Below are 20,738 nucleotides of genomic sequence, written 5' to 3'. Positions count from 1 at the left end.
AGATTTTAGAATTGAGTATTGAGAAAAATAGTCTTAAAATAGATTGTTGGATTTTTAGGCTGTTGGACTTTTTGATTTTATAAAATTGATTTATAATATATGTTTTAACGAACAACGAACAACGGACCTTTTACCTCTTACCTCTTACCTCTTCGGCTCCCTTGATAACTTTTTCCTTTAATCCTTGTTTGTAGACTTCAACTTTATCCAGCACACATTTGTCCGAAGCCCCAATAATCTGGGCTGCAAGAATACCTGCATTTTTGGCTCCGTTAAGAGCTACAGTGGCAACGGGAACTCCACCAGGCATTTGAAGTATGGAGAGTATGGAATCCCATCCATCAATGGAATTACTGCTTCTTACAGGGACTCCTATTACGGGCAAAGGCGATAAAGAAGCCACCATGCCAGGTAAATGGGCTGCACCACCTGCCCCAGCTATGATAACGGAATATCCATTTTTATGGGCATTTTTTCCAAAATCAAAAAGTTTTTCCGGGGTACGGTGCGCTGAAACGATATCGACATCCACCTCAATGTCAAAACCCTTTAAGATTTCAACAGCATCTTGCATTACGGGAAGGTCACTTGTGCTTCCCATGATTACGGCTACTTTGCTCATATTAATTAAATTTTCTTATGGTATAAAGATTCGTCTTTTTGTCAAAATAAGCATAGAAATATTTATTCTGAAATTTAAATTGGATTTCCCCTTTTGGTAGGTCTTTATTTGGATCACTAAATTTTTTTCCAAGAATTCGACTTTGATTGAAAAAAGATTTTTTTCGAAAAGCTTCAATTTTTTCAAAAGGATGGTATTCCATTTCACTGTCTTTAACAGAAAAATTTATGTCTAAAACAAGCCTTATGGATTTCGCTATTTCGTAGGAATAGATTGAATTTAAAGCACTGCCCATAGAACCTCCTATACTATTTCTAAGACCACTGCTTTCTTCGTAACCTCCTAAAGTTAAATAATACACGCTATTCAACTTATTAATTTTCAACCCAACCCTACTTAACTTGAGGATTGAATTTATTTTTTTTTGTGATACTTTTTTGTCGTTTACAGCGTCGTTTACAAACCATTCTTTAAGAATGCTCTTTTTTGCATCGGTATCAATAATCGACAATAAAAAATTGTCTTTAAATCCTACTATGGCAAATAACGTATTGTCTTGCAAATAAGAACAAGATTTTTTAAAAGATTTAAATCTATCATCAGATTTGGGTAAATCAATTTTATAATTATCCGATATGTATTTAAATTCTTTTAAATCTATCTTTAATACACTGAAATTCAAATGATTTTCATCTTTCTTTGGATTTAATGTAACTATCAACTTGTTGTCAAGAATGTAAAATTTGTTTTTACGAGAAATTTCCTTGACTGTATTGACTTGTTGATAGCTGATTTCATCAAATTTCTCATTGAGAAAAATCTTTTTAATGGAAGATCTAGTTTTTATGTCAAAATTTTTAAACAATAGCGCAAGGCTAAATTTTCTTGTCGTTATGTTTAAATTAGTATCTACCATATTCAAAATCAATTCATTTTCTTTTTTATTGTAACCTAATTGATAAAATATACTAGAATTGATGAATGCACCGATAAACCTGCTTTTATCAAATTTGATAATTTTCTCCTGTTGTTTGTCACTACTATTACTGAAGAGAAATTTATTATCATCAAATCCCTTATAAACCAACCAATGATTTTCTTTTGCTCCGAAGCTCTCTATAAAATGTCTAAATTCTTCATTTCTATTTTTTTTAAATTGAACTTTTAAAGTGTTAAAGTTCTCATCAATTATGAAGCTGTGGCTGTAATTATTCCTTGTATAGTCAATGATCAAATAATTTTTTAAATCTGATACTTTGACATTAGTACTTAAAAAACTATTAGGACTGTTGAAAATATTATTTGGATTATACTCAAGTTCAGAAGAAAAAATAATTTCTTGTCCGTAAGCATTATTAAATAGAATTAGTAGGTATAGTATTAAATATTTGGGCATATAACAGTTTTATTTACTTATAACTTTAATCGTTTCCTTCACTTTTTGTGCAATGGCTCTGGCTTTGCCCATATCCTCATCAACAATCGTAACATGTCCCATTTTCCGAAAGGGTCGTGTTTGTTTTTTTCCGTATATGTGCGGGGTCACTCCATCCATTTCTAAAATGGCATCTATATTTTCATAGACAACGTCTCCCATATGTCCTTCCGCTCCTACAAGATTTACCATTATTCCCGCCACTTTGCTTTTCGTTTTACCCAAAGGTAATCCCAATATAGCTCTAATGTGTTGCTCAAACTGATTGGTGTAACTGGCCTCGATACTATAATGGCCACTGTTATGGGGTCTTGGCGCAACTTCGTTCACTAAAATTTCATCATCCTTGGTTTGGAACAATTCTACAGCAAGTAATCCGACGTGCTCTAATTTTTCAGATACCCGTAAAGCGACCTCTGTAGCTTTTTTAGCTACGGCTTCTTCAATCCTGGCGGGACAGATAACATATTCCACTTGATTGGCTTCGGGATGAAATTCCATTTCAACTACAGGATAGGTTTTTACCTTACCGACCGTATTCCTCACAACGATAACCGCCAGTTCATTTTTAAAATTGATCATTTCCTCAGCAATACATTCAACATTCGGAAGTTCATCTAAATCTGCCAATTTTCTTATAATCTTTACGCCCTGTCCATCGTACCCGAACTGAGCACTTTTCCATACAAAGGGGTACCGAAGTCCGCCATTGGATATACTATCCTCTATTTCCGAAGTGTAGGCAAATCGAGTAAATGGAGAGGTAGGGATGTCATTATCCGTATAAAACAACTTTTGTGTTGCCTTATTCTGAATAGTTCTCAATGTTTTTGTGGGAGGATATACTTTCACACCTTCATGCTCCAACTTTTCCAAGGCATCCACATTAACGTTTTCAATTTCAATGGTAAGGACATCTACATCTTTTCCAAAGTTATAGACCGCATCAAAATCCAAAAGGTTGCCCTGTATGAATTCATTGCATGCTATTCTGCAAGGGGCATCCGTGGAAGCATCCATTACCTTAGTGCGTATGTCCCATTTTCTGGTTTCATAGAGTAACATTTTACCTAGTTGCCCGCCACCGAGAATGCCAAGTTTAAAACTGGAAGAGAAAAAATTCATTGAACTGTTTTTGCAAGGAAAACAAAAATACATGAATTCCTTTAAGGGATAAAAGTATGAAGCGGTAAAGCGCCCCTAAAGTGTTATCTTTGCCAACCCAATAAAAGTAAGAAGGCATTGATTAAGCTTCATGACAAGGTTTTTAAGCCCTATTTGAAAGAGGAAGAAATTCTGGCGGCCGTAAAAAGGATTGCGTCGGAAATCACTGCCGATTACAAGGACGATACCCCTATTTTTGTTGGGGTGCTCAATGGAGCTTTCATGTTTGTCTCCGATTTTCTAAAGGCATATCAACATCCTTGTCAAGTTTCCTTTGTGCGATTGAGTTCTTATCAAGGATTGACTTCCACAGGAATTGTAGAGACTTTATTGGATGTACCCGAAGATATTGAAGGACGTAGCGTAATCATTCTCGAAGATGTTATCGATACTGGCAGAACCTTAAAAAAATTGGTGCATCTGTTTTCCCAAACCAACGCAAAAGAATTCAAGATTGCTTCATTGTTTTACAAGTCGGATATTTATAATGGCGAGTACACCATTGACTATGTGGGCATGGAAATTCCTGATACGTTTATCGTGGGATATGGATTGGACTATAAAGAATTGGGCAGAAATTTAAGAGAAGTATACCAACTAAATCAAACAACTATGATCAACCTAGTGCTTTTTGGAAAGCCTGGTGCAGGAAAAGGAACCCAAGCTGATGTTTTAAAGGAAAAATACAATCTAAAACATATATCAACAGGAGATGTTTTTAGATATAACATAAAAAACGGCACTGAACTAGGCAAATTGGCCAAGTCGTTTATGGACAGAGGTGATTTGGTGCCAGATGAGGTAACCATTGATATGCTGAAAGAAGAAGTGGAGAAAAATCCTGATGCCGCAGGTTTTATTTTTGATGGTTTTCCAAGAACAACGGCCCAGGCGGAAGCATTGGATAACTTTTTAGGTTCTAAGGATATGGAAATCAACGCCACTATTGCCTTAGAAGCAGATGATAATATTTTAGTTGCCCGTCTGTTGGAACGTGGAAAGCTTAGCGGACGTACCGATGATCAGGATGAAGGTAAAATACGAAATCGATTTGATGAGTACAATCAAAAAACAGCCCCTTTAAAAGCTTACTACGAAAAACAAGGCAAGTTCCATTCGGTAAATGGAATAGGTGAGATTTCTGAAATTTCCGAGCGTTTGGGTGCGGTTGTCGACACCCTATAAATTCATTTCGTTTAGACCATTTTTTAAAAAGAACCATGACCGAAGGTAATTTTGTCGATTATGTTAAAGTAAATGTAGCTTCTGGTAATGGAGGTAAAGGATCCGTACACTTGCATCGTGAAAAGTATATCACCAAAGGTGGGCCAGATGGTGGTGACGGAGGCCGTGGCGGACATGTGATCGTTCGAGGTAACAGCAATCTTTGGACATTGGTCACCTTCAAATTCAAAAAACACTTTAAAGCAGGCCATGGAGAGCATGGCAGTAAAAATCGTAGTACTGGAGCAGATGGTCAAGATGTTTATATGGATGTACCATTGGGCACTGTGGTCAGAGACAGCGAAACAAATAAGATTCTTTTTGAAATTACCGAGGACGGAGAAGAAAAAATTGTGGCCAAAGGTGGAATGGGAGGTCGAGGTAATTGGCATTTTAAAAGTGCTACCAATCAGACTCCACGGTATGCCCAGCCAGGAATCCCCGGTGAAGAGGCTCAGGTTACTTTAGAATTAAAGGTGCTGGCAGACGTAGGACTTGTAGGTTTTCCCAATGCCGGTAAATCGACCCTGCTATCCGTGATGACCTCTGCCAAGCCAAAAATCGCTGATTATGAATTCACGACCTTAAAACCTAATCTGGGAATTGTGGAATACCGTGATTTTAGAAGCTTTGTTATGGCCGATATTCCCGGGATTATTGAAGGTGCTGCTGAAGGAAAAGGATTGGGCCACTACTTTTTAAGACACATTGAGCGTAACGCGACCTTACTTTTTTTGATTCCTGCAGACAGCAATGATATTTTTAAAGAATATAAAATCCTGCTTGATGAGTTGAGGCGTTACAACCCCGAGCTTTTGCATAAGGAAAGATTGGTTGCAATTTCTAAAAGTGACATGTTGGATGAAGAGCTAATGGAAGAAATGAGTGTTGAACTTGATAGGGATTTCAAGAGTGTTGGCTATAGATTTATATCTTCAGTGGCACAGCAAGGTATTCAAGAACTTAAGGATGACCTTTGGAAATTGTTGAACGAATAAGCGCGTTCATAGTTCATTCGAAACTAATTTTGATTAAATTTATATCAAACAGTTCTATGTTTTTGTAATGGCTGCTCTCAAGTTATGCTGAACTCGTTTCAGCATCTCATATAGTAGTAAGCCGAAAATTTTGATGTTACCCTGAAATAAATTCAGTGTGATGATTGATAATAAGAAATTGTTGATATTGATTTTATGAAGACTCTTGAATGTATAAAGCCTTTTTTAATTTTATTGTTTTGCTCAATTTTTTTGGCCTGCAGTAGTGTTCGGGTTAATTATGACTATGACAAATCCACAAACTTTTCAAACTATACCAGCTATAATTATTTTTCCGATATCAATTCTGGATTGAGTGGGTTGGATGAAAAAAGATTATTTAGGATTTTAGACTCCACTTTACAATCAAAAGGATATCTTCTGGCAGAAGAACCAGATCTCTATATCAACATTCTCAGTAATCAATTTAGGAACAATCCCAATAATAACGTTGGCGTTGGTGTTGGGGGAGGTGGAAGAAATGTAGGAGGTGGAGTTTCCTTTGGAATCCCTATTGGAAATTCGGGAATTCAAAGAATGATACAGTTTGATTTTGTCGATGCGGAAAAAGATGCACTTATCTGGCAAGCCTCCAGTGAAAGTGGATTTCGGGAAAATGCCTCGCCCAGCGTACGACAAGAAAAATTGAGGGCGGTCGTTAAAAAAGTTTTTTCAAAATTTCCTCCTGAAAATAATTAAAATCCGTTGACCTTAGTTAATTTACCGCTTGTCATAATCTATTTTACTTATTTTCTTTTCTAAAAGTATATTTACTTCCATAAACATGTAACGCTAATGTTATAAAACAGTCATATTAGAAACTTATTTTAAACTACTATTAATTTATTTAAGCACAATGAAAACACTATCTAATTTTAAAATTATCGGTAGTATCCTCTTTCTATGTATGGGGATGACCACATTTGCACAGGACATTGCAGGTTCTTGGCAAGGTACACTAACTGTACAAGGCAACGAAATGCCTCTTATTTTTGATATAAACCAGGAAGCGGGAACATTAAAAGCTACCATGGATAGCCCATCGCAAGGTGCAACAGGTATTCCTATGGACGAAACTTTATTTGCGGACAACCAACTAACCATTGTCTTTAAGCAAGCAGGAATTAAATACGTGGGTACGCCCGAAGGTGCTATGATGAAAGGTACATTTTACCAAGGAGGAATGGAGTTTCCCTTGAATTTGGAAAAAAAGGAGAAAACTGTTCCTGGAAACCCCTCATTGGTAAGTTCGGATGAGGAATTAAAAGCTTTGGCAGCATTGGATAAAGGTGATTACAGGTATACGGTAGAAGATTATTTTGCAAGGCCCAAAGCCTCGACCTTCCGTTTTTCTCCCGATGGTACATATATGTCCTATCGTGAAAAAGATGAAAACGGAAAAAGGCATGTAATGGTCAAGAACATTTCAACAGGAGATGTAAAAAAGGCCATTGAGGAAAAAGAAGAATTGGTTAGGGGGTACGCTTGGCTAAATAACGAGCGTTTGGCCTATATTATGGATAAGGGCGGCGATGAAAACTACCATGTATATGCAGTGGATTTGGATGGATCTGATTTAAAGGATTTGACTCCGTTTGAAGGGATTCAAGCTCAGTTTACTGAACTTCTTAAGGAGGATAAAGACCATATCATCGTCTCTATGAACAAAAACAACCCTCAGGTTTTTGAACCCTATAAGGTAAATGTGGTTACCGGTGAGCTAGAACAACTATTTAATAACGATGACCCTGCAAATCCAATAGCGGGCTATGATTTTGATAAAGATGGCAATCTAAAAGCTTATACTAAAATGAGGGACGGTGTTGAACAGGACCTGTATTATGAAGATGGAAATGGAGGATATAAGATTGTAAAAAGCCTTAACTGGAAAGATTCTTTCGGTATTCTGGATTTCAACTATGCCACTGAAAATCCTGATGATGCTTATGTAATATCCAACCTGGATAATGACAAGGCCGAGGTTGTTCTTTATGATTTAAAAGAGGGAAAGATTCTTAAAAAGGTTTTTTCCAACGATCAATATGATGTACAGGATATGCACATATCCAAAAAGCGAGGATACGAATTGGATTATTTTATGTACGAGGGTGAAAAAACAGAGATTGTACCCATAAGTGAATCTTACAAAAAACTACATAAAAAAATTACTGATAAATTCCCGAACAAACAATACACCATTGCCGATGCAACTGATGATGAAAATAACATTTTGATTTTCATACAAAGTGATAAACTATATGGAGAATACCATTCTTACAATGTAAAAGACGATGAGTTTAAATTCTTGTACAACCTAATGCCACAGCTCAAGGAAGAAGATATGTCAGAAATGCGCCCTATCACTTTCAAGAGTAGGGACGGCATTACCTTACATGGTTATATTACTTTGCCCAAAGCAGCATTGTCCGGACAAAAAGTTCCGGTAATAGTTAACCCACATGGAGGTCCACAAGGTATCCGCGATTCATGGGGCTTCAACCCTGAAGCCCAATTGTTTGCTAGCAGGGGATATGCCACACTCCAAGTTAATTTTAGGATTTCAGGGGGTTACGGAAAGAAGTTTTTGGAATCTGGATTTAAGCAGATTGGAAGAAAGGCCATGGACGATGTGGAAGATGGATTGGCATACGTGGTTGACCAAGGTTGGGTAGATGCCGATAAGGCAGCAATATACGGAGGAAGTCATGGTGGTTATGCCGTTTTGCGCGGATTGACAAAAACACCGGATTTATATGCCTGTGGTGTTGACTATGTTGGTGTTTCTAACATTTTCACATTCATGAAAACCATTCCACCATATTGGAAACCTTATCTAAAAATCATTAAGGAAATTTGGTATGATGAGGATATTGCCGAAGAAAAGAAAATAATGGAGGAAGTATCACCAGTGTATCAAATCGACAAAATCAAGAAGCCTTTATTCGTGGTTCAAGGTGCTAATGACCCAAGGGTAAACATTGATGAATCTGACCAGATTGTCAGTGCACTTAGAGCTAAAGGGTTCGATGTTCCCTACATGGTCAAGTATGATGAAGGCCACGGTTTTGGCAAAGAAGAAAACAGGATAGAACTCTACAAGACAATGATGGGCTTTTATGCCAAGCATTTAGGGGACAAAGAAATTCCTACGCCTTTAAAAGACTAGTTTCAAACTTTTGATTAACGAACAAAAAGGAGCCACATGGCTCCTTTTTGTTTTTGCATTTTGTTCAAAAAGTAGCTTTGCCGTTCGCGGTTTCAATTTTACCATTGGTCATAATCTATTACAAATAGCAGTGTATAGACTTTATTTTTGAAGTGTAATCAGTAAAACAATAATCATGATAGCATTAGCCAAATTAATCATCTCATTACTTGTAACGGTTCTTGTATAAAATTCTACGTTTTAAAATCTAAAATAGCGACCATGAAAAAATTGAATGTAACTCAAAAGGCAATATTGATTTCGGGAATAGTGGGAATATGTATTGGTATTTATGGAAAATGGCTAGGCTGGGAATATAAAAGTTATTTTATACCTCTTTATATAGGAACTTCTTTTATATGGATCGCTTTTCTGAATACTGACAATAAATGTGAATACCGATTCCTAAAGAGGATTTTTAAAAGATGATAAAATGGATAAGAATAAAAAAATAATAGAAATCATGGCTATCATTCTATTTGGCTTGGGATTTGGTTTAGGAAAAATTCTATTCCATACCTTGCATTAAATCTCAATTTCCCAAAGAGCTATATTTTGACCTTTTTTGATTTGATTTATGGAAATAAACAAAAGAAATAGCAATTCTATTTTTTGGCTACTTCAGTTTTTAGGATGGGGTTTCTTGAACTCGTTGTCTTTTTTCACATTGAAAAACAGTAGTTCAGAATTTATGATGTACAACTTTGTGGGTGGAATTTTTATTGGTATCTCATCAACTTCACTATTGAGATACTATTTAAAGCGCAATATTTCTTTTGAAGATTTTGGTGTCTCGGACATAATCAAAATCATAATTGCTGGCCTAATCGCCTCTTTATTATATGGACTATTAAACGTAGGACTCGGCTATTTGTACCATACTTTCGGAACTTCGGTTTCTGAAGAAGAACTAAAAATTTTAAAAGCCTATAATAAAGTATGGCTGCTCATTATTAGTTCGCTTTTCATGATTTTTGCTTGGGTAGTCTGCTATTTGGTCATAAAACTATTACTTAAACTGAATAGGGATAGGATTGAGCGTTTGGAGTTGAATGCAAACTTAAAACAAGCTCAACTCAATACGTTAAAAGGACAGATAAATCCCCATTTCATGTTCAATAGTTTAAACAATATAAGGGGATTAATGTTGGAAGATATTGAGAAATCTAGGGAAATGCTCACAAAACTCTCAGAGATTCTACGCTACTCCCTGACCAAAAACAATACAAATGCAATTTCAGTTGAAGAAGAATTGGATATGGTGGACAACTATATCGATCTATCAAAAATACAGTTCGAAGATAGATTGGAATTCAACAAGGACATCGGTAAGGAAACACTGTCCTTGCAGATACCGCCTATGATTGTTCAATTATTGATTGAAAATGCCGTTAAGCACGGAATCTCAAATCTAAAAAATGGAGGTAGAATAGTTTTGAGTTTGAAGCAAGAAGGGCAGCAACTTATAATCGAAGTCAGGAATAGTGGAAAGCTTCAAATAAATAAGAATAGTACACAACTGGGATTGAAAAATATAAGACAGAGATTAAAATTGTTATACGCTGAAAGGGCTTCATTTCAAATTAATGAGGTTGATGGCGAAGTTGTAGCGAACATCAAAATTCCTTTGGTATGAATATAAGGGCCGTAATAGTTGAGGATTCCAGGTTAGCTCGCAATGAGCTAAAGGAACTGATAAAAAAACATGATGGAATAGAATTGTTGGGTGAGGCTGAAAATGTTGATTTAGGTTATGAACTCATACAAAAAGAACGACCGGATTTGTTGTTTTTGGACATCAATATGCCGGAAAAAGATGGTTTTGAACTTCTTGAGATGCTGGATGACGTGCCCATAACTGTATTTACTACCGCATTTGACGAGTACGCTATAAAATCTTTTGAATACAATGCCCTAGATTATTTATTGAAACCCATAAACGAAAAGCGTTTTGCCATGGCTCTGGATAAAGTAAAAGCAAAACTGGCAGGTAATAAAGATGGTATAATAAAGACAGAACAACTTTCATATAATAGTCAGATTTTTATTAAGGACGGAGAGTCATGTTGGCTTGTCAGGATTAGGGATATTTCACATTTTGAAATCGTAGGGAATTATACCAGGGTATTTTTTGAGGATAAAAAACCTTTACTCTATAGATCATTGAATCAAGTAGAAGAAAAACTCCCTGAACAGTCTTTTTTTAAGGCAAATAGACAACAAATCGTAAATACCAATTTTATAAATAATGTGGTACCATGGTTTAATGGTAAGTTGAAATTGCAAATGAAAAACGGAGAAGAAATTGAAGTGTCAAGAAGGCAGTCCTATATATTTAAAGACAAAATGAGTCTGTAGGATGACTTTTTCAATGTAATTTAAGTCGTGGCAGAAAAAAATGTATAGAGCAGAAATTTTTAAATTCTCAATGATAGTTGCATTGCCAGCACTTATTATTGGTAGCATGGTCATGCTAACAAAATCTGTATGGTTTCAAAACAGTCCAGATATATTGGCATTAGGTATCACCTTTGATATATTATTGACTGCACCATTTGCATATTTTTTATCGATCAGAAAAACAAATATTCCAAATACTACGGTTATCCCTTTTTTGATTCTTGCAACAATTATTTGTTCAATCGTTCTCCCCCAAGAAAATCAATTTTATTTGGGACTTTTTAAAGTCTGGTTTCTTCCGGTAATCGAATTGTTCATTTTAACTTTTGTGCTTTATAAACTATATGGAGCAATAAAACGGTTCAATACTGAAAAAAGAAATTCTTTTGATTTCTTTTTTACCCTTAAAAAAGTATCCGCTGAAATTCTGCCTAAAGCCGTAACGATGCCCGTTGTTATGGAAATCTCGGTTGTCTATTATGGCTTTTTGTATTGGAAAAAAAGAAATTTAAGAGAAAATGAATTTTCTTATCATAAAAATTCGGGAACAATAACCTTGCTAGCTTCAATAATTTTCATTGTGGCTATAGAAACCGTTGTGTTTCATGTTATCATTTCCAAATGGAGCGTTATTGCCGCCTGGATTTTAACTTTTTTGAGTATTTATTCAGGAATTCAAGTCTTTGGGTTCTTAAAATCCATGCTCTTTAGGCCTATATCCATTGAGGGCGATAAGCTCTACCTAAGATATGGAATTATGAACGAATCCATTATCGATTTGAGCGATATTGACGCTATTGAATTGTCATCGAAGGAAATTAAATTGAATCATGAAACAAGGAAATTATCCTTCTTAGGAGATTTAGAGTCCCATAATACGGTAATCCGATTAAAAAATGAAAACATTCTAATTGGACTTTATGGAATTAAAAAGTCCTACAAGAATCTAGTTCTATTCGTAGATGACCCTATGAATTTTAAGAATGCTATTGAGATTGCCCTAACAAAATAATCCGTAAAAACTAAAAAAGGGTAACCCCATTAAAGCGACTTCAATAAACCACCATCAATTGGAATATTGGTCCCGGTAATGTAAGCGGACTTTTCCGAAGCTAAGAATGCCACTAAAAAACCGTATTCATGAGGATTTCCGATACGTTGTGCTGGAACTTGATTTTCCATATTAGAACGAACCTCTGATTCTAAAACTCCTAGTTTTTTGGCTTTTTTTGCGTTGAGTTGTGTAATACGGTCAGTATCAAAATAACCTGTGAGTACATTGTTTATCGTAATTCCGTTTTTTGCAACATCGATGGAAAGACTTTTTGCCCAAGTGACCACTGCTGCCCTTATCGAATTTGAGAGCGCTAAGTAACTTAAGGGTTCCTTAACGGATATCGAGGCCACATTGATAATTCTTCCCCATTGGTTTTTTATCATGTTTTTTAAGGCAAGTTCCGTAGTGAAAACAACAGATTTGAACAATAGATCAAACGCTTGCTGGTAATCTTCAACATTCTTTTCCAGAGCTCCTCCTGCTTCGGGGCCTTGCGTGTTGTTTACCAATATATCGATAGTATTTTCTTGGAAAAACTTGGAAATTCTTTGTTTAAAAGCTTCAAAACTTGAAAAATCGACAACCAAGTAGTTATGCTTTTGTCCTTGCTCAGAGTCAAACTCAGTAATGAGTCTCTTCATTTTGGTTTCATTCCTAGACATTAAGGTTACATTGGCACCACTTGCGGCCAGTTGTCTCGCAATGGCCTCTCCAATACCTTTGCTGCTGCCACCTACGAGCGCATTTTTTCCTAATAATGAGATTTCCATATTATTTGTATTCCTCCCTTACAGGACTAAATACATCCATCAATTTACAGGGCGTCAGTGCTTTTCCGCTATGGGGTACGTTGGATGGCACTATGACCACATCACCGGATTGATAAATTGCAGTGTTTCCTCCAAGCGTAAATTCAAAACTACCTTCCAGAACATGCATAATTTGCTCGTGCACATGATAATGTTCTGGTACTTCTGCATTCTTTTCAACATCCCAAAAGGCCCAGGTCATGGATTCGCCATGTACCATTCTTCCATGATACCCTGGCATAATCTCCTTAGATTTTATGGTAGATAGATTCATAATTTCTTATTTACCGAAAAATAGCAATAAGAAATGAATGAAATACTGTAAACGGAGTTTTTTAAAAAATCATTTCCATTTAACGATAACAAATTCGCAACGTCTGTTCCGTTCATGATCTTCTTCGCTGCAATCATTTTCTATTGTACATTCAATAAGTGGTCTTGATTCTCCATATCCTTTCGCTATCACTCTATCTTGGTCTATTCCTTTGCTTATTAAGAATTTTTTTGCCGAATCGGCACGTTTCTGGGAAAGTCCTTGGTTATAGTTTTCGTTTCCTCGGATGTCGGTATGCGTACCAATTTCTATCACCATGCTAGGATTACGTTCCATTATCTGGACAACAACGTCCATACGATTTCTAGCTTCTTTTCTCAAATACCATAAATTGTAATCAAAATATATTTTCTCGGTCTTGATTAAAGTTCTATCCTTTTCTTTTATAAGAACACTTTCATCACCAGTGATATCTCTACCATTATCAGGAGCATTCAAAGGCAATAATTGCAATGACCCATCGAAAGTCTTTTTTCGTTCCTTGGTACTTGCTATGCTTTTTGAACTGTCTTTATAACCCAAACGGCTTCCATGGACCTTAAAATTGGAGGAGCAAGAGATTTTAAAATTATATTTTGCCTCTTTGCCCGTCAGTATTTCCCTCAATACATTTCCATGGCTGTCCAATAGCTTTACCGTGCCGTTTGAAATGGGTTTCTTAGTTGTTTTATCGGTAAGAGTTCCAGCGATAAACTGTTGACAATCTTTTATGATTAGCGGCTTAGTCTCATAAAAGGAATAAATATCGTCACTGCCTTTTCCAGATGGCCTGTTTGATGCAAAAAAACCATCTTTTTTAGAGTGAAACGAAATTGAAAAATCATCATAACCGCTGTTTATGGGCAATCCCAAATTATCGGGTTTACCATGATTTCCAGAACTATAAACAGATTTGAAAATATCCAGTAGACCAAAACTTGGATGCCCGTCAGAAGCAAAGTACAGGTTGTTCTTCACATCCAAATATGGAAATTGCTCTCTTTGAGTTGTGTTAATATCGTCTCCGAGGTTTTCTGGATTTCCAAAATGACCGTTTGGAAGGATTGAAACCTTGTAAAGATCAAATGAGCCGTAGCCACCTGGCCGATTGGAAGAAAAATAAAGTGCTGTCTCTTCATTGTTCAAAGCAGGGTGTTCCGTAGAGAATTCTTTGCTATTAAAGGGCAGTTCAGTAATGTTGGTCCATGCCGTACCGGACCGTTCCGCCCTATATATTTTCAAATTGTTTATTTTATCGTCATCAGTACGTTTTTTACCGTTTAAAAAGTTGTTGCGCGTAAAATAGATTGTTTTTCGGTCCTTGGTCATTGCAAAGGTACCTTCGTGCATTTTGGTGTTGATGTTTTCAGAAAAACTTTGACTTTCAATTTCGGGTTTGTGTATTTTGTCAATAGGATGTGAATAGATGTCAAGATAACCTTGGTTGTTCCACCTATATATCTTTTTATTCTTGTTTCTTTTTGATGCGGTGTATATTAAGCTGGAATCTATTTTCATGGCAGAAAATTCAGATGCGGGAGTGTTCAAGGCCAAGTTTTCAATATCAAACCGGTTTCCAATGGCACTCACGTTCTCTAAATATTTTGATCCTTGAAATAGCTTATTTTGTGAGGCGATATCGTTTGATCGGGTATAGAAATCCTCCAAGATTTTTTCGGCTTCATCATATTTGCCCAGTGCCTTCAGGGATTGGCTGTACTTGAGATGATAGGATTCATCCAGATTCTCGCCATACTTGGAAAATAGAATCTTGTACCATCGGGCTGCCGAGCCTAGGTTATAAACGCTATAATAAGAATCTGCCAAATTTTTTAGCACTTTTTTGCTTCGGTCATTAACCACTATTTTTTCATATAGTGGAATCGCGTCAGCATAAAAGGCCCTTTCAAAATAGGTATTGGCCCTATGCAACTCTTGTTGAGCCGATATCGACTGTAATACTGAACAGAAAATGACGAATAGAAGTGTTCTTATCATATTTTAATAAAATCTGGGGGATTTATCATATCCTTTTTTGAGACCGAAAAGGTCAAGATCGAACAGAGCAAAAATCTCATGGGTACCCGAACTGAAATCTCCAAGATTGGATAAAGTATAATCGTATGCATATCCCAAGCGAATGGATGGGAGCACATAAAAATTGAACATGGCCGCTATTGAATCTTCCCATCTATAGGACAGCCCTCCTTCAAATTGGTCATTGAACAAAACATTAAAGGAAGCATCAAAAGAAATGGGCGATCCTTGTACAATTTTACTCATGATGGATGGTTTTAATTTTAAATCGGGGTTTACCTCGTACACATATCCCGATGTAAAAAACAGATGAATCTCTTCGGAACCTATCCTTTTTATTCCATCTTGATTGTCCAAATGTTTTGAGGTTAAAAGGTTGGGTGCAGATATACCGGCGTAAAAATTGGGCCTCGTATAAAAAGCTCCAATACCGACGTTGGGGAAAATACTGTTGATATTTTCATTGAATGCGGAGTCATCTTGAAATTCGGGGAGTACAAAACCATCAAAATTAGCTTCAAAACTTGTGAAGCCCGCTTTAAGTCCAAGTGATATATTACTTTCGCTATCCATTTTTAACACATAGGCAAAATCGGTATAAAAGTTACTTTCCTTTAATGCACCCTCCCCAATTTCATCGCTTATTATGGAGAATCCGGTTTCTATTTTATCGTTTAGTGCGGCATGTGCAAAGAAAGTGATTGTCTGTGGTGCTCCAACAACGTTTTGCCATTGGGAACGGTACAGGGATCCTAAATTTACGAGCCCTCTTTCGTTTGTGGTATAAGCGGGGTTTAATACGCTCATATTGTACATGTACTGGGTGTATTGTGGATCTTGTTGGGCTTTTGCCATAAGGGCGTATAGCACAAAGGTGATGGCCACCTGTATTTTTTTTATTTTCATGCTCATTTATTGATTGAGATACAGTCTGCCCTGTCTTGGTTCAAAACCTTCACGATTAAAGTTTATAATGAAGAAATATATTCCATTTGGAGCCATGTTTCTGCCCACTTCCGAACCGCTCCAAGCTGGATTGCCAGCATCTCCCTTAAAAATGGAATTGCCGTAGCGGTTGAATATTTCAATAGTAAAGTCAGGGAAAATAATTTCAATGTTCGGAACATAGAACGTGTCGTTTCTTCCATCACTGTTGGGAGAGAAACCATCAGGGATGAAAAACCCGTATTTTTCTGGATCGCAATTGTTCAAATCTACGGTAACGGGAAATCTTTCAAGGTTGATACAGCCAGTTTCAATATCTTTGCTTTGCGCATAATAAATGGTGTCATCGAGTAGAAGTTCTGAACTTGATACTACATTTTCTCCTTCTTCTTCCAAGAACCACTCAATCTCGACACCATCAATGGGGATTTCTAAGTTTTCAAGCTCCACTACCGTGGGATTGTCCAAGGCACAAAGTGTAAGTTCACTGGCCGTTAAGTCTGGTAGTAGAGGATTTACGATAGTTGGCGTGATTTCTAATCGTATTTCACTTTCGCAGAATCCGCCCAAGATTTCCGCTGCAAAATATGATTGGTTATCGATAAGCGTTTCTGTGATATCCAATGGTGCTCCTCCCGAAGCTGAATCGTACCATATTATACTTCCGTTATTGGGAGAACTTACCTGTATATCGGTCAACATTGGGTTTTCACTACCGCACAGTACCGGGTTTGGATTTTCCGATGTTGGGGTTGATGCTTGTATGAGGGAAACTACTATCCTTATCCTTTCGTCAGGGGAACAATTATCGTTTTCGTTCTCGCTGAAGACATAATAGTCTTCACCATTTACCAGAAGGGTATTCAGTGGAAGGGGAATATCGTTTTCGGCGTTTTCATAGAACACTACATCTCCAAGTGTATTGACCTCCACATCGACTAGCGTGGGCACGCCATCGTTTAGGCAGAAGGTTTGACTACTTTCCGCATCAATTACCGTAGGGGATCCTCCAATGGTGAAGCTTTCCTCTAGTTGAAATTCGAATACCTCTCTACAAGGAGTATTGTCATTCTGGATGCTTTGTAGCAACACCAGGTAATCACCATCGGGCAAATTGGCTATGTCTATTTCGTATTGTGCAATTCCACCTGCAAAATTTATAGAATTATCGGTTAGTATCTCCATAGAATTTTGTTCCACCACTTCGTAATCTATGGTATAGCTCCCATTAACAAGTATGGGCGCATCTACCAAAACATCTATTCCTGTTGCATCACAACTATTGTCCACTATGATTTGTAGTTGAATTTCTTCAGGGGTTGGTATAACTTCAATATTGGTACTGATCGTACAATCTAGGTCGTAGCTATCTTCAATCTCTATGTCCACAGTATACGAACCATCTAGGTTAAAATTTGAAGATGGAATGGTAAATGAAACCACACCGTCCGTAAAATCAAGGCTTCCAGTAGTGAGGTCTGTGGATGTATTGTCAGGGAATGTCAGGGAATAATTAACAGCATGAGATTCATTGGATAGATTACCACCCATGTCCAAGATATTTTGCAATTGAATGTCCACTTCATTGTCTGGGCATACGCTTTCACCTGTTGCGGAAGGGCTAGCGGTTAAAAAGCTTACTTGAGGAACGTCAATATTAGTACAGACATCTCGTTCTGGCACTTTACCAATAATGCCGATAATATTCAAATCTACATCTTCATTTAGAGGTACTGCCGCTGGAAGTACGTTGAAGGTGCCAGATCCATTGTTAAATGGAATGGAGATTATGATATCTTCCATGCCCTGTGAACTTGTTACCCTATAAGTAAGATCATAGGTTCCAGCAGGTAAAAGGGAATCATCATACTCTAGGGAAACTTCATAATCCGAGCCAGCACAATAGTTATCCACTTGCATGTTCCCTTGGAGCGTGGGCAGAATAACAATGGATATTGTAGTAGAAGCTTCTGAACAAACGGGGTGGTCCGGCAATACTGTATAGGTAAAATCATATACCCCATATCCAAAATTTGCATTGATTTCCTCTACATTTATGATATCGTCCAAGATTCCGTCAATCTGGTTTGTAAAAGCTTCGCTCCAAGTACCGTTCATGTCTTCCCCTACAAGTAGACTATTCAGATTTAAATTGGTAAAACCAGATAGATCATCCGTTGTACAAACCACAAATTCCAAAGGATCTCCCGATTCGGGTGCTTTATGAACCTCTAGAAAGATAGTTGATACGCTGCCTAGGCAAGCATCGACATCAGGTACTGTGTAAGTGAAGATATATTCCCCTGGTCCAGCCAATGTGGTGTCAAAGATATTTCCGCTCAAATCTCCTGTTGCGGTCATGGGGTCTTCTTCCCATACACCATTCGAATCTGGAATAGCACCATCTACTAAACTACCGAGAAAGTTGAACATGTTTGTAGGCATATCACTGCATGCATTCGCACTTCCATCCACATTGTCTTCTCCAGAGTATCCACCTAATAGTAAAGTAACGATTGCGGATTCTCCACAATTCCCGTTGGTATAGGTAAATTGATGTTCGCCAAACTCATTAATCAGCCACAGGTCTAAAGTTCCTGTATTGATATTTAAAGCATCTAGATTAGCGGAATTGGTTGTTGACCAAGTACCGCCCATTTGGGGCATACCGTTCAGGTTTGAAAATAAATCAAAGTTTTGGTTGGAAATATCCAAAAATTTATCACATACGGTAACAGTATTGTCCTCTCCGGCACATTGGGACTTTCCTACATATATGTTCAAGATAAAAGCAATCGTTAACCATATATAGGTTTTCAAGCTGTTGTTCTTCATCTAAAATAGTTTTTTGCTAAATCTTGTTGGGTGTTGCATATTGGAAAGTTGCATCTATTTCATGCGTATAGTGATAAAAATTATAGTTTAAGCCATCCTTGTAAATATTCTTCAAAATTGACTTAAAGGCCAATATCGTTAATTTCATTTCATGAACTTTTTTAAACTGATAGAATAGCGATATGAGTTCATATAAGCCTTGTTTCATTTGACGGATTTAAGTGAGCTTTATTATTTTAGATGTAAGATTCGCATTAAATGTCTATGAGTATATTTGGACATTTATTAAGACCAAGAAAATGCAGATACATTTTATAGCTATCGGGGGGAGTGCCATGCACAATTTGGCCTTGGCCTTGGAACACAAGGGGTATGTGGTTACAGGAAGCGATGACGTAATTTTTGAACCTTCTAAAAGCCGTTTAGAGCAAAAGAATTTGCTGCCTTTGGAATTTGGATGGTTCCCAGAAAAAATCCATGATGAATTGGATGCCGTTATTTTGGGAATGCATGCCAAACCTGACAATCCTGAATTGCTAAAGGCACAACAATTGGGATTGAAGATTTACTCTTACCCAGAGTTTCTTTTTGAACAATCAAAGCACAAAACAAGAGTCGTTATTGGGGGAAGTCATGGCAAAACGACGATAACCTCAATGATTCTTCATGTATTGGACTACAATGATATCAATGTAGATTATATGGTAGGTGCACAATTGGAGGGTTTTGATCGAATGGTTCATCTTACGGAGGAGAACGATTTCATAGTTTTGGAAGGTGATGAGTATTTATCCTCTCCAATCGATAGAAGACCAAAGTTTCACTTATATCAACCGAACATTGCCCTTTTAAGTGGAATAGCATGGGACCATATCAACGTTTTTCCAACCTATGAAAATTACGTAGAGCAGTTTCGGATTTTTGTAGATAGTATAGTCAAAGGGGGAAGCATTACTTATAATGAGGAAGATAGCGAGGTAAAAAATGTAGTTGAGGCTACTGAAAATCCCATTCGTAAATTTCCATATATTACCCCTAAGTATAGGGTTGAAGAAGGTGTTACTTTACTGGATACGCCTGAAGGAGAAATGCCCATTGAAGTTTTTGGGAAGCATAATTTAAACAACCTTGCGGGGGCAAAATGGATTTGTCAACAAATGGGTGTTGACGAAGCTGATTTTTACGAGGCTGTAGCATCATTTGTAGGAGCATCAAAACGATTGGAAAAAATTGCAGAAAGCTCAAATAAAGTGGCATATAAAGATTTTGCGCATTCGCCAAGTAAGGTAAGGGCAACTACTATGGCCGTAAAAGAACAATATCCACAGCGAAAATTAATAGCCTGCTTAGAACTTCATACATATAGCAGCCTTAATCTGGATTTCTTAAAGGAATATGACGGAGCTTTGGATTCGGCGGATGAAGCGCTTGTTTTTTATTCGCCCGAGGCCATTAAAATAAAACGATTGCAAGAAGTCTCTTCAGCACAAATTGAAAAGGCTTTTAATAAGCAAGGGGTTAACGTTTTTACGGACGCAAATACTTTTAAGGAATATTTGTTCAGCCAAGAATTTGATGAAACTGCTTTGCTATTAATGAGTTCAGGAAATTATGGAGGGTTGGATTTTGGCAAGCTTAAATCCCACTTTCAATGA

17 protein-coding genes are annotated in these 20,738 nt (G+C 37.0%); 8 read left to right on the top strand and 9 right to left on the bottom strand.

The annotated features are described in order from the left end of the window. Positions 1 to 130 precede the first annotated feature (130 nt). The 3 genes from purE to HME9304_RS04090 are packed head-to-tail and all read right to left on the bottom strand — an operon-like array spanning position 131 to position 3,182. Positions 131 to 622 (bottom strand): 5-(carboxyamino)imidazole ribonucleotide mutase, encoded by a 492-nt coding sequence (gene purE / locus HME9304_RS04100; RefSeq protein ID WP_112377373.1) that lies wholly within the window; start codon positions 620 to 622, stop codon positions 131 to 133. A gap of 1 nt (position 623) precedes the next feature. Beyond that, positions 624 to 2,018: a hypothetical protein gene (locus HME9304_RS04095; RefSeq protein ID WP_112377372.1), complete on the bottom strand. Its 1,395-nt coding sequence runs from the start codon at positions 2,016 to 2,018 to the stop codon at positions 624 to 626. A 9-nt stretch (positions 2,019 to 2,027) separates the two neighbouring features. After that, positions 2,028 to 3,182: a 5-(carboxyamino)imidazole ribonucleotide synthase gene (locus tag HME9304_RS04090; protein WP_112377371.1), complete on the bottom strand. Its 1,155-nt coding sequence runs from the start codon at positions 3,180 to 3,182 to the stop codon at positions 2,028 to 2,030. A gap of 117 nt (positions 3,183 to 3,299) precedes the next feature. On the opposite strand from HME9304_RS04090, the gene HME9304_RS04085 reads away from it, so the two are divergent. The 7 genes from HME9304_RS04085 to HME9304_RS04050 all read left to right on the top strand — a co-directional run bounded on the left by HME9304_RS04085 (position 3,300) and on the right by HME9304_RS04050 (position 12,099). Further along, positions 3,300 to 4,406 carry an adenylate kinase gene (locus HME9304_RS04085; RefSeq protein ID WP_112377370.1) on the top strand — a complete coding sequence of 369 codons (1,107 nt, stop codon included), beginning with the start codon at positions 3,300 to 3,302 and terminating at the stop codon, positions 4,404 to 4,406. Between the two features lie 35 nt (positions 4,407 to 4,441). After that, the gene (obgE, locus tag HME9304_RS04080; protein WP_112377369.1) at positions 4,442 to 5,443 is read left to right on the top strand and encodes a GTPase ObgE; all 1,002 of its coding nucleotides are present in this window, start codon (positions 4,442 to 4,444) and stop codon (positions 5,441 to 5,443) included. Positions 5,444 to 5,638: 195 nt separating this feature from the next. Beyond that, positions 5,639 to 6,181, top strand: a complete 543-nt coding sequence (locus HME9304_RS04075) for a DUF4136 domain-containing protein (protein WP_164674757.1) — start codon at positions 5,639 to 5,641, stop codon at positions 6,179 to 6,181. Between the two features lie 208 nt (positions 6,182 to 6,389). Next, the gene (locus HME9304_RS04070) at positions 6,390 to 8,648 is read left to right on the top strand and encodes a S9 family peptidase (protein ID WP_417935254.1); all 2,259 of its coding nucleotides are present in this window, start codon (positions 6,390 to 6,392) and stop codon (positions 8,646 to 8,648) included. Between the two features lie 616 nt (positions 8,649 to 9,264). Beyond that, a complete protein-coding gene (locus HME9304_RS04060; RefSeq protein WP_112377367.1) occupies positions 9,265 to 10,323 on the top strand; it encodes a sensor histidine kinase in 1,059 nt (352 codons plus the stop codon). Continuing rightward, a complete protein-coding gene (locus HME9304_RS04055) occupies positions 10,320 to 11,045 on the top strand; it encodes a LytR/AlgR family response regulator transcription factor (RefSeq protein WP_112377366.1) in 726 nt (241 codons plus the stop codon). Before HME9304_RS04060 ends, HME9304_RS04055 begins: the two co-directional genes overlap by 4 nt. 40 nt (positions 11,046 to 11,085) lie before the next feature. Next, on the top strand, positions 11,086 to 12,099 hold the full coding sequence (locus tag HME9304_RS04050; RefSeq protein ID WP_112377365.1) for a hypothetical protein: 1,014 nt from the start codon (positions 11,086 to 11,088) through the stop codon (positions 12,097 to 12,099). A gap of 29 nt (positions 12,100 to 12,128) precedes the next feature. On the opposite strand, the gene HME9304_RS04045 is transcribed toward HME9304_RS04050, so the two are convergent. The 6 genes from HME9304_RS04045 to HME9304_RS16815 form a co-directional block, all read right to left on the bottom strand. After that, on the bottom strand, positions 12,129 to 12,914 hold the full coding sequence (locus HME9304_RS04045) for an SDR family oxidoreductase (RefSeq protein ID WP_112377364.1): 786 nt from the start codon (positions 12,912 to 12,914) through the stop codon (positions 12,129 to 12,131). A 1-nt stretch (position 12,915) separates the two neighbouring features. Continuing rightward, complete coding sequence (locus tag HME9304_RS04040; protein WP_112377363.1) at positions 12,916 to 13,227, bottom strand: cupin domain-containing protein; 312 nt, start codon at positions 13,225 to 13,227, stop codon at positions 12,916 to 12,918. Between the two features lie 69 nt (positions 13,228 to 13,296). Beyond that, positions 13,297 to 15,264: an OmpA family protein gene (locus HME9304_RS04035; RefSeq protein WP_112377362.1), complete on the bottom strand. Its 1,968-nt coding sequence runs from the start codon at positions 15,262 to 15,264 to the stop codon at positions 13,297 to 13,299. Between the two features lie 3 nt (positions 15,265 to 15,267). Beyond that, positions 15,268 to 16,209, bottom strand: a complete 942-nt coding sequence (locus HME9304_RS04030) for a PorP/SprF family type IX secretion system membrane protein (RefSeq protein ID WP_112379719.1) — start codon at positions 16,207 to 16,209, stop codon at positions 15,268 to 15,270. Positions 16,210 to 16,215: 6 nt separating this feature from the next. Next, positions 16,216 to 19,083, bottom strand: a complete 2,868-nt coding sequence (locus HME9304_RS04025; protein WP_112377361.1) for a gliding motility-associated C-terminal domain-containing protein — start codon at positions 19,081 to 19,083, stop codon at positions 16,216 to 16,218. Between the two features lie 16 nt (positions 19,084 to 19,099). Beyond that, complete coding sequence (locus tag HME9304_RS16815) at positions 19,100 to 19,291, bottom strand: hypothetical protein (RefSeq protein WP_123877341.1); 192 nt, start codon at positions 19,289 to 19,291, stop codon at positions 19,100 to 19,102. Positions 19,292 to 19,382: 91 nt separating this feature from the next. Here HME9304_RS16815 and HME9304_RS04020 point away from each other — a divergent pair, with 91 nt between their 5' ends. Continuing rightward, positions 19,383 to 20,738: a UDP-N-acetylmuramate--L-alanine ligase gene (locus tag HME9304_RS04020; protein ID WP_112377360.1), complete on the top strand. Its 1,356-nt coding sequence runs from the start codon at positions 19,383 to 19,385 to the stop codon at positions 20,736 to 20,738.

This window comes from Flagellimonas maritima (assembly GCF_003269425.1).
Lineage (GTDB): Bacteria > Bacteroidota > Bacteroidia > Flavobacteriales > Flavobacteriaceae > Flagellimonas > Flagellimonas maritima.
The sequence above is the reverse complement of the archived record's forward strand: the minus strand, read 5'-3'. Positions and strand labels throughout refer to the sequence as shown.

Bases quoted from the DNA above. Each gene is read 5' to 3' on its own strand.
- HME9304_RS04055 (WP_112377366.1), top strand. From the start codon at position 10,320: ATGAATATAAGGGCCGTAATAGTTGAGGATTCCAGGTTAGCTCGCAAT.
- HME9304_RS04095 (WP_112377372.1), bottom strand. From the start codon at position 2,018: ATGCCCAAATATTTAATACTATACCTACTAATTCTATTTAATAATGCT.
- HME9304_RS04025 (WP_112377361.1), bottom strand. From the start codon at position 19,083: ATGAAGAACAACAGCTTGAAAACCTATATATGGTTAACGATTGCTTTT.
- purE (WP_112377373.1), bottom strand. From the start codon at position 622: ATGAGCAAAGTAGCCGTAATCATGGGAAGCACAAGTGACCTTCCCGTA.
- HME9304_RS04075 (WP_164674757.1), top strand. From the start codon at position 5,639: ATGAAGACTCTTGAATGTATAAAGCCTTTTTTAATTTTATTGTTTTGC.
- HME9304_RS04060 (WP_112377367.1), top strand. From the start codon at position 9,265: ATGGAAATAAACAAAAGAAATAGCAATTCTATTTTTTGGCTACTTCAG.
- HME9304_RS16815 (WP_123877341.1), bottom strand. From the start codon at position 19,291: ATGAAACAAGGCTTATATGAACTCATATCGCTATTCTATCAGTTTAAA.
- HME9304_RS04020 (WP_112377360.1), top strand. From the start codon at position 19,383: ATGCAGATACATTTTATAGCTATCGGGGGGAGTGCCATGCACAATTTG.
- obgE (WP_112377369.1), top strand. From the start codon at position 4,442: ATGACCGAAGGTAATTTTGTCGATTATGTTAAAGTAAATGTAGCTTCT.
- HME9304_RS04040 (WP_112377363.1), bottom strand. From the start codon at position 13,227: ATGAATCTATCTACCATAAAATCTAAGGAGATTATGCCAGGGTATCAT.
- HME9304_RS04045 (WP_112377364.1), bottom strand. From the start codon at position 12,914: ATGGAAATCTCATTATTAGGAAAAAATGCGCTCGTAGGTGGCAGCAGC.
- HME9304_RS04090 (WP_112377371.1), bottom strand. From the start codon at position 3,182: ATGAATTTTTTCTCTTCCAGTTTTAAACTTGGCATTCTCGGTGGCGGG.
- HME9304_RS04030 (WP_112379719.1), bottom strand. From the start codon at position 16,209: ATGAAAATAAAAAAAATACAGGTGGCCATCACCTTTGTGCTATACGCC.
- HME9304_RS04070 (WP_417935254.1), top strand. From the start codon at position 6,390: ATGGGGATGACCACATTTGCACAGGACATTGCAGGTTCTTGGCAAGGT.
- HME9304_RS04035 (WP_112377362.1), bottom strand. From the start codon at position 15,264: ATGATAAGAACACTTCTATTCGTCATTTTCTGTTCAGTATTACAGTCG.
- HME9304_RS04050 (WP_112377365.1), top strand. From the start codon at position 11,086: ATGTATAGAGCAGAAATTTTTAAATTCTCAATGATAGTTGCATTGCCA.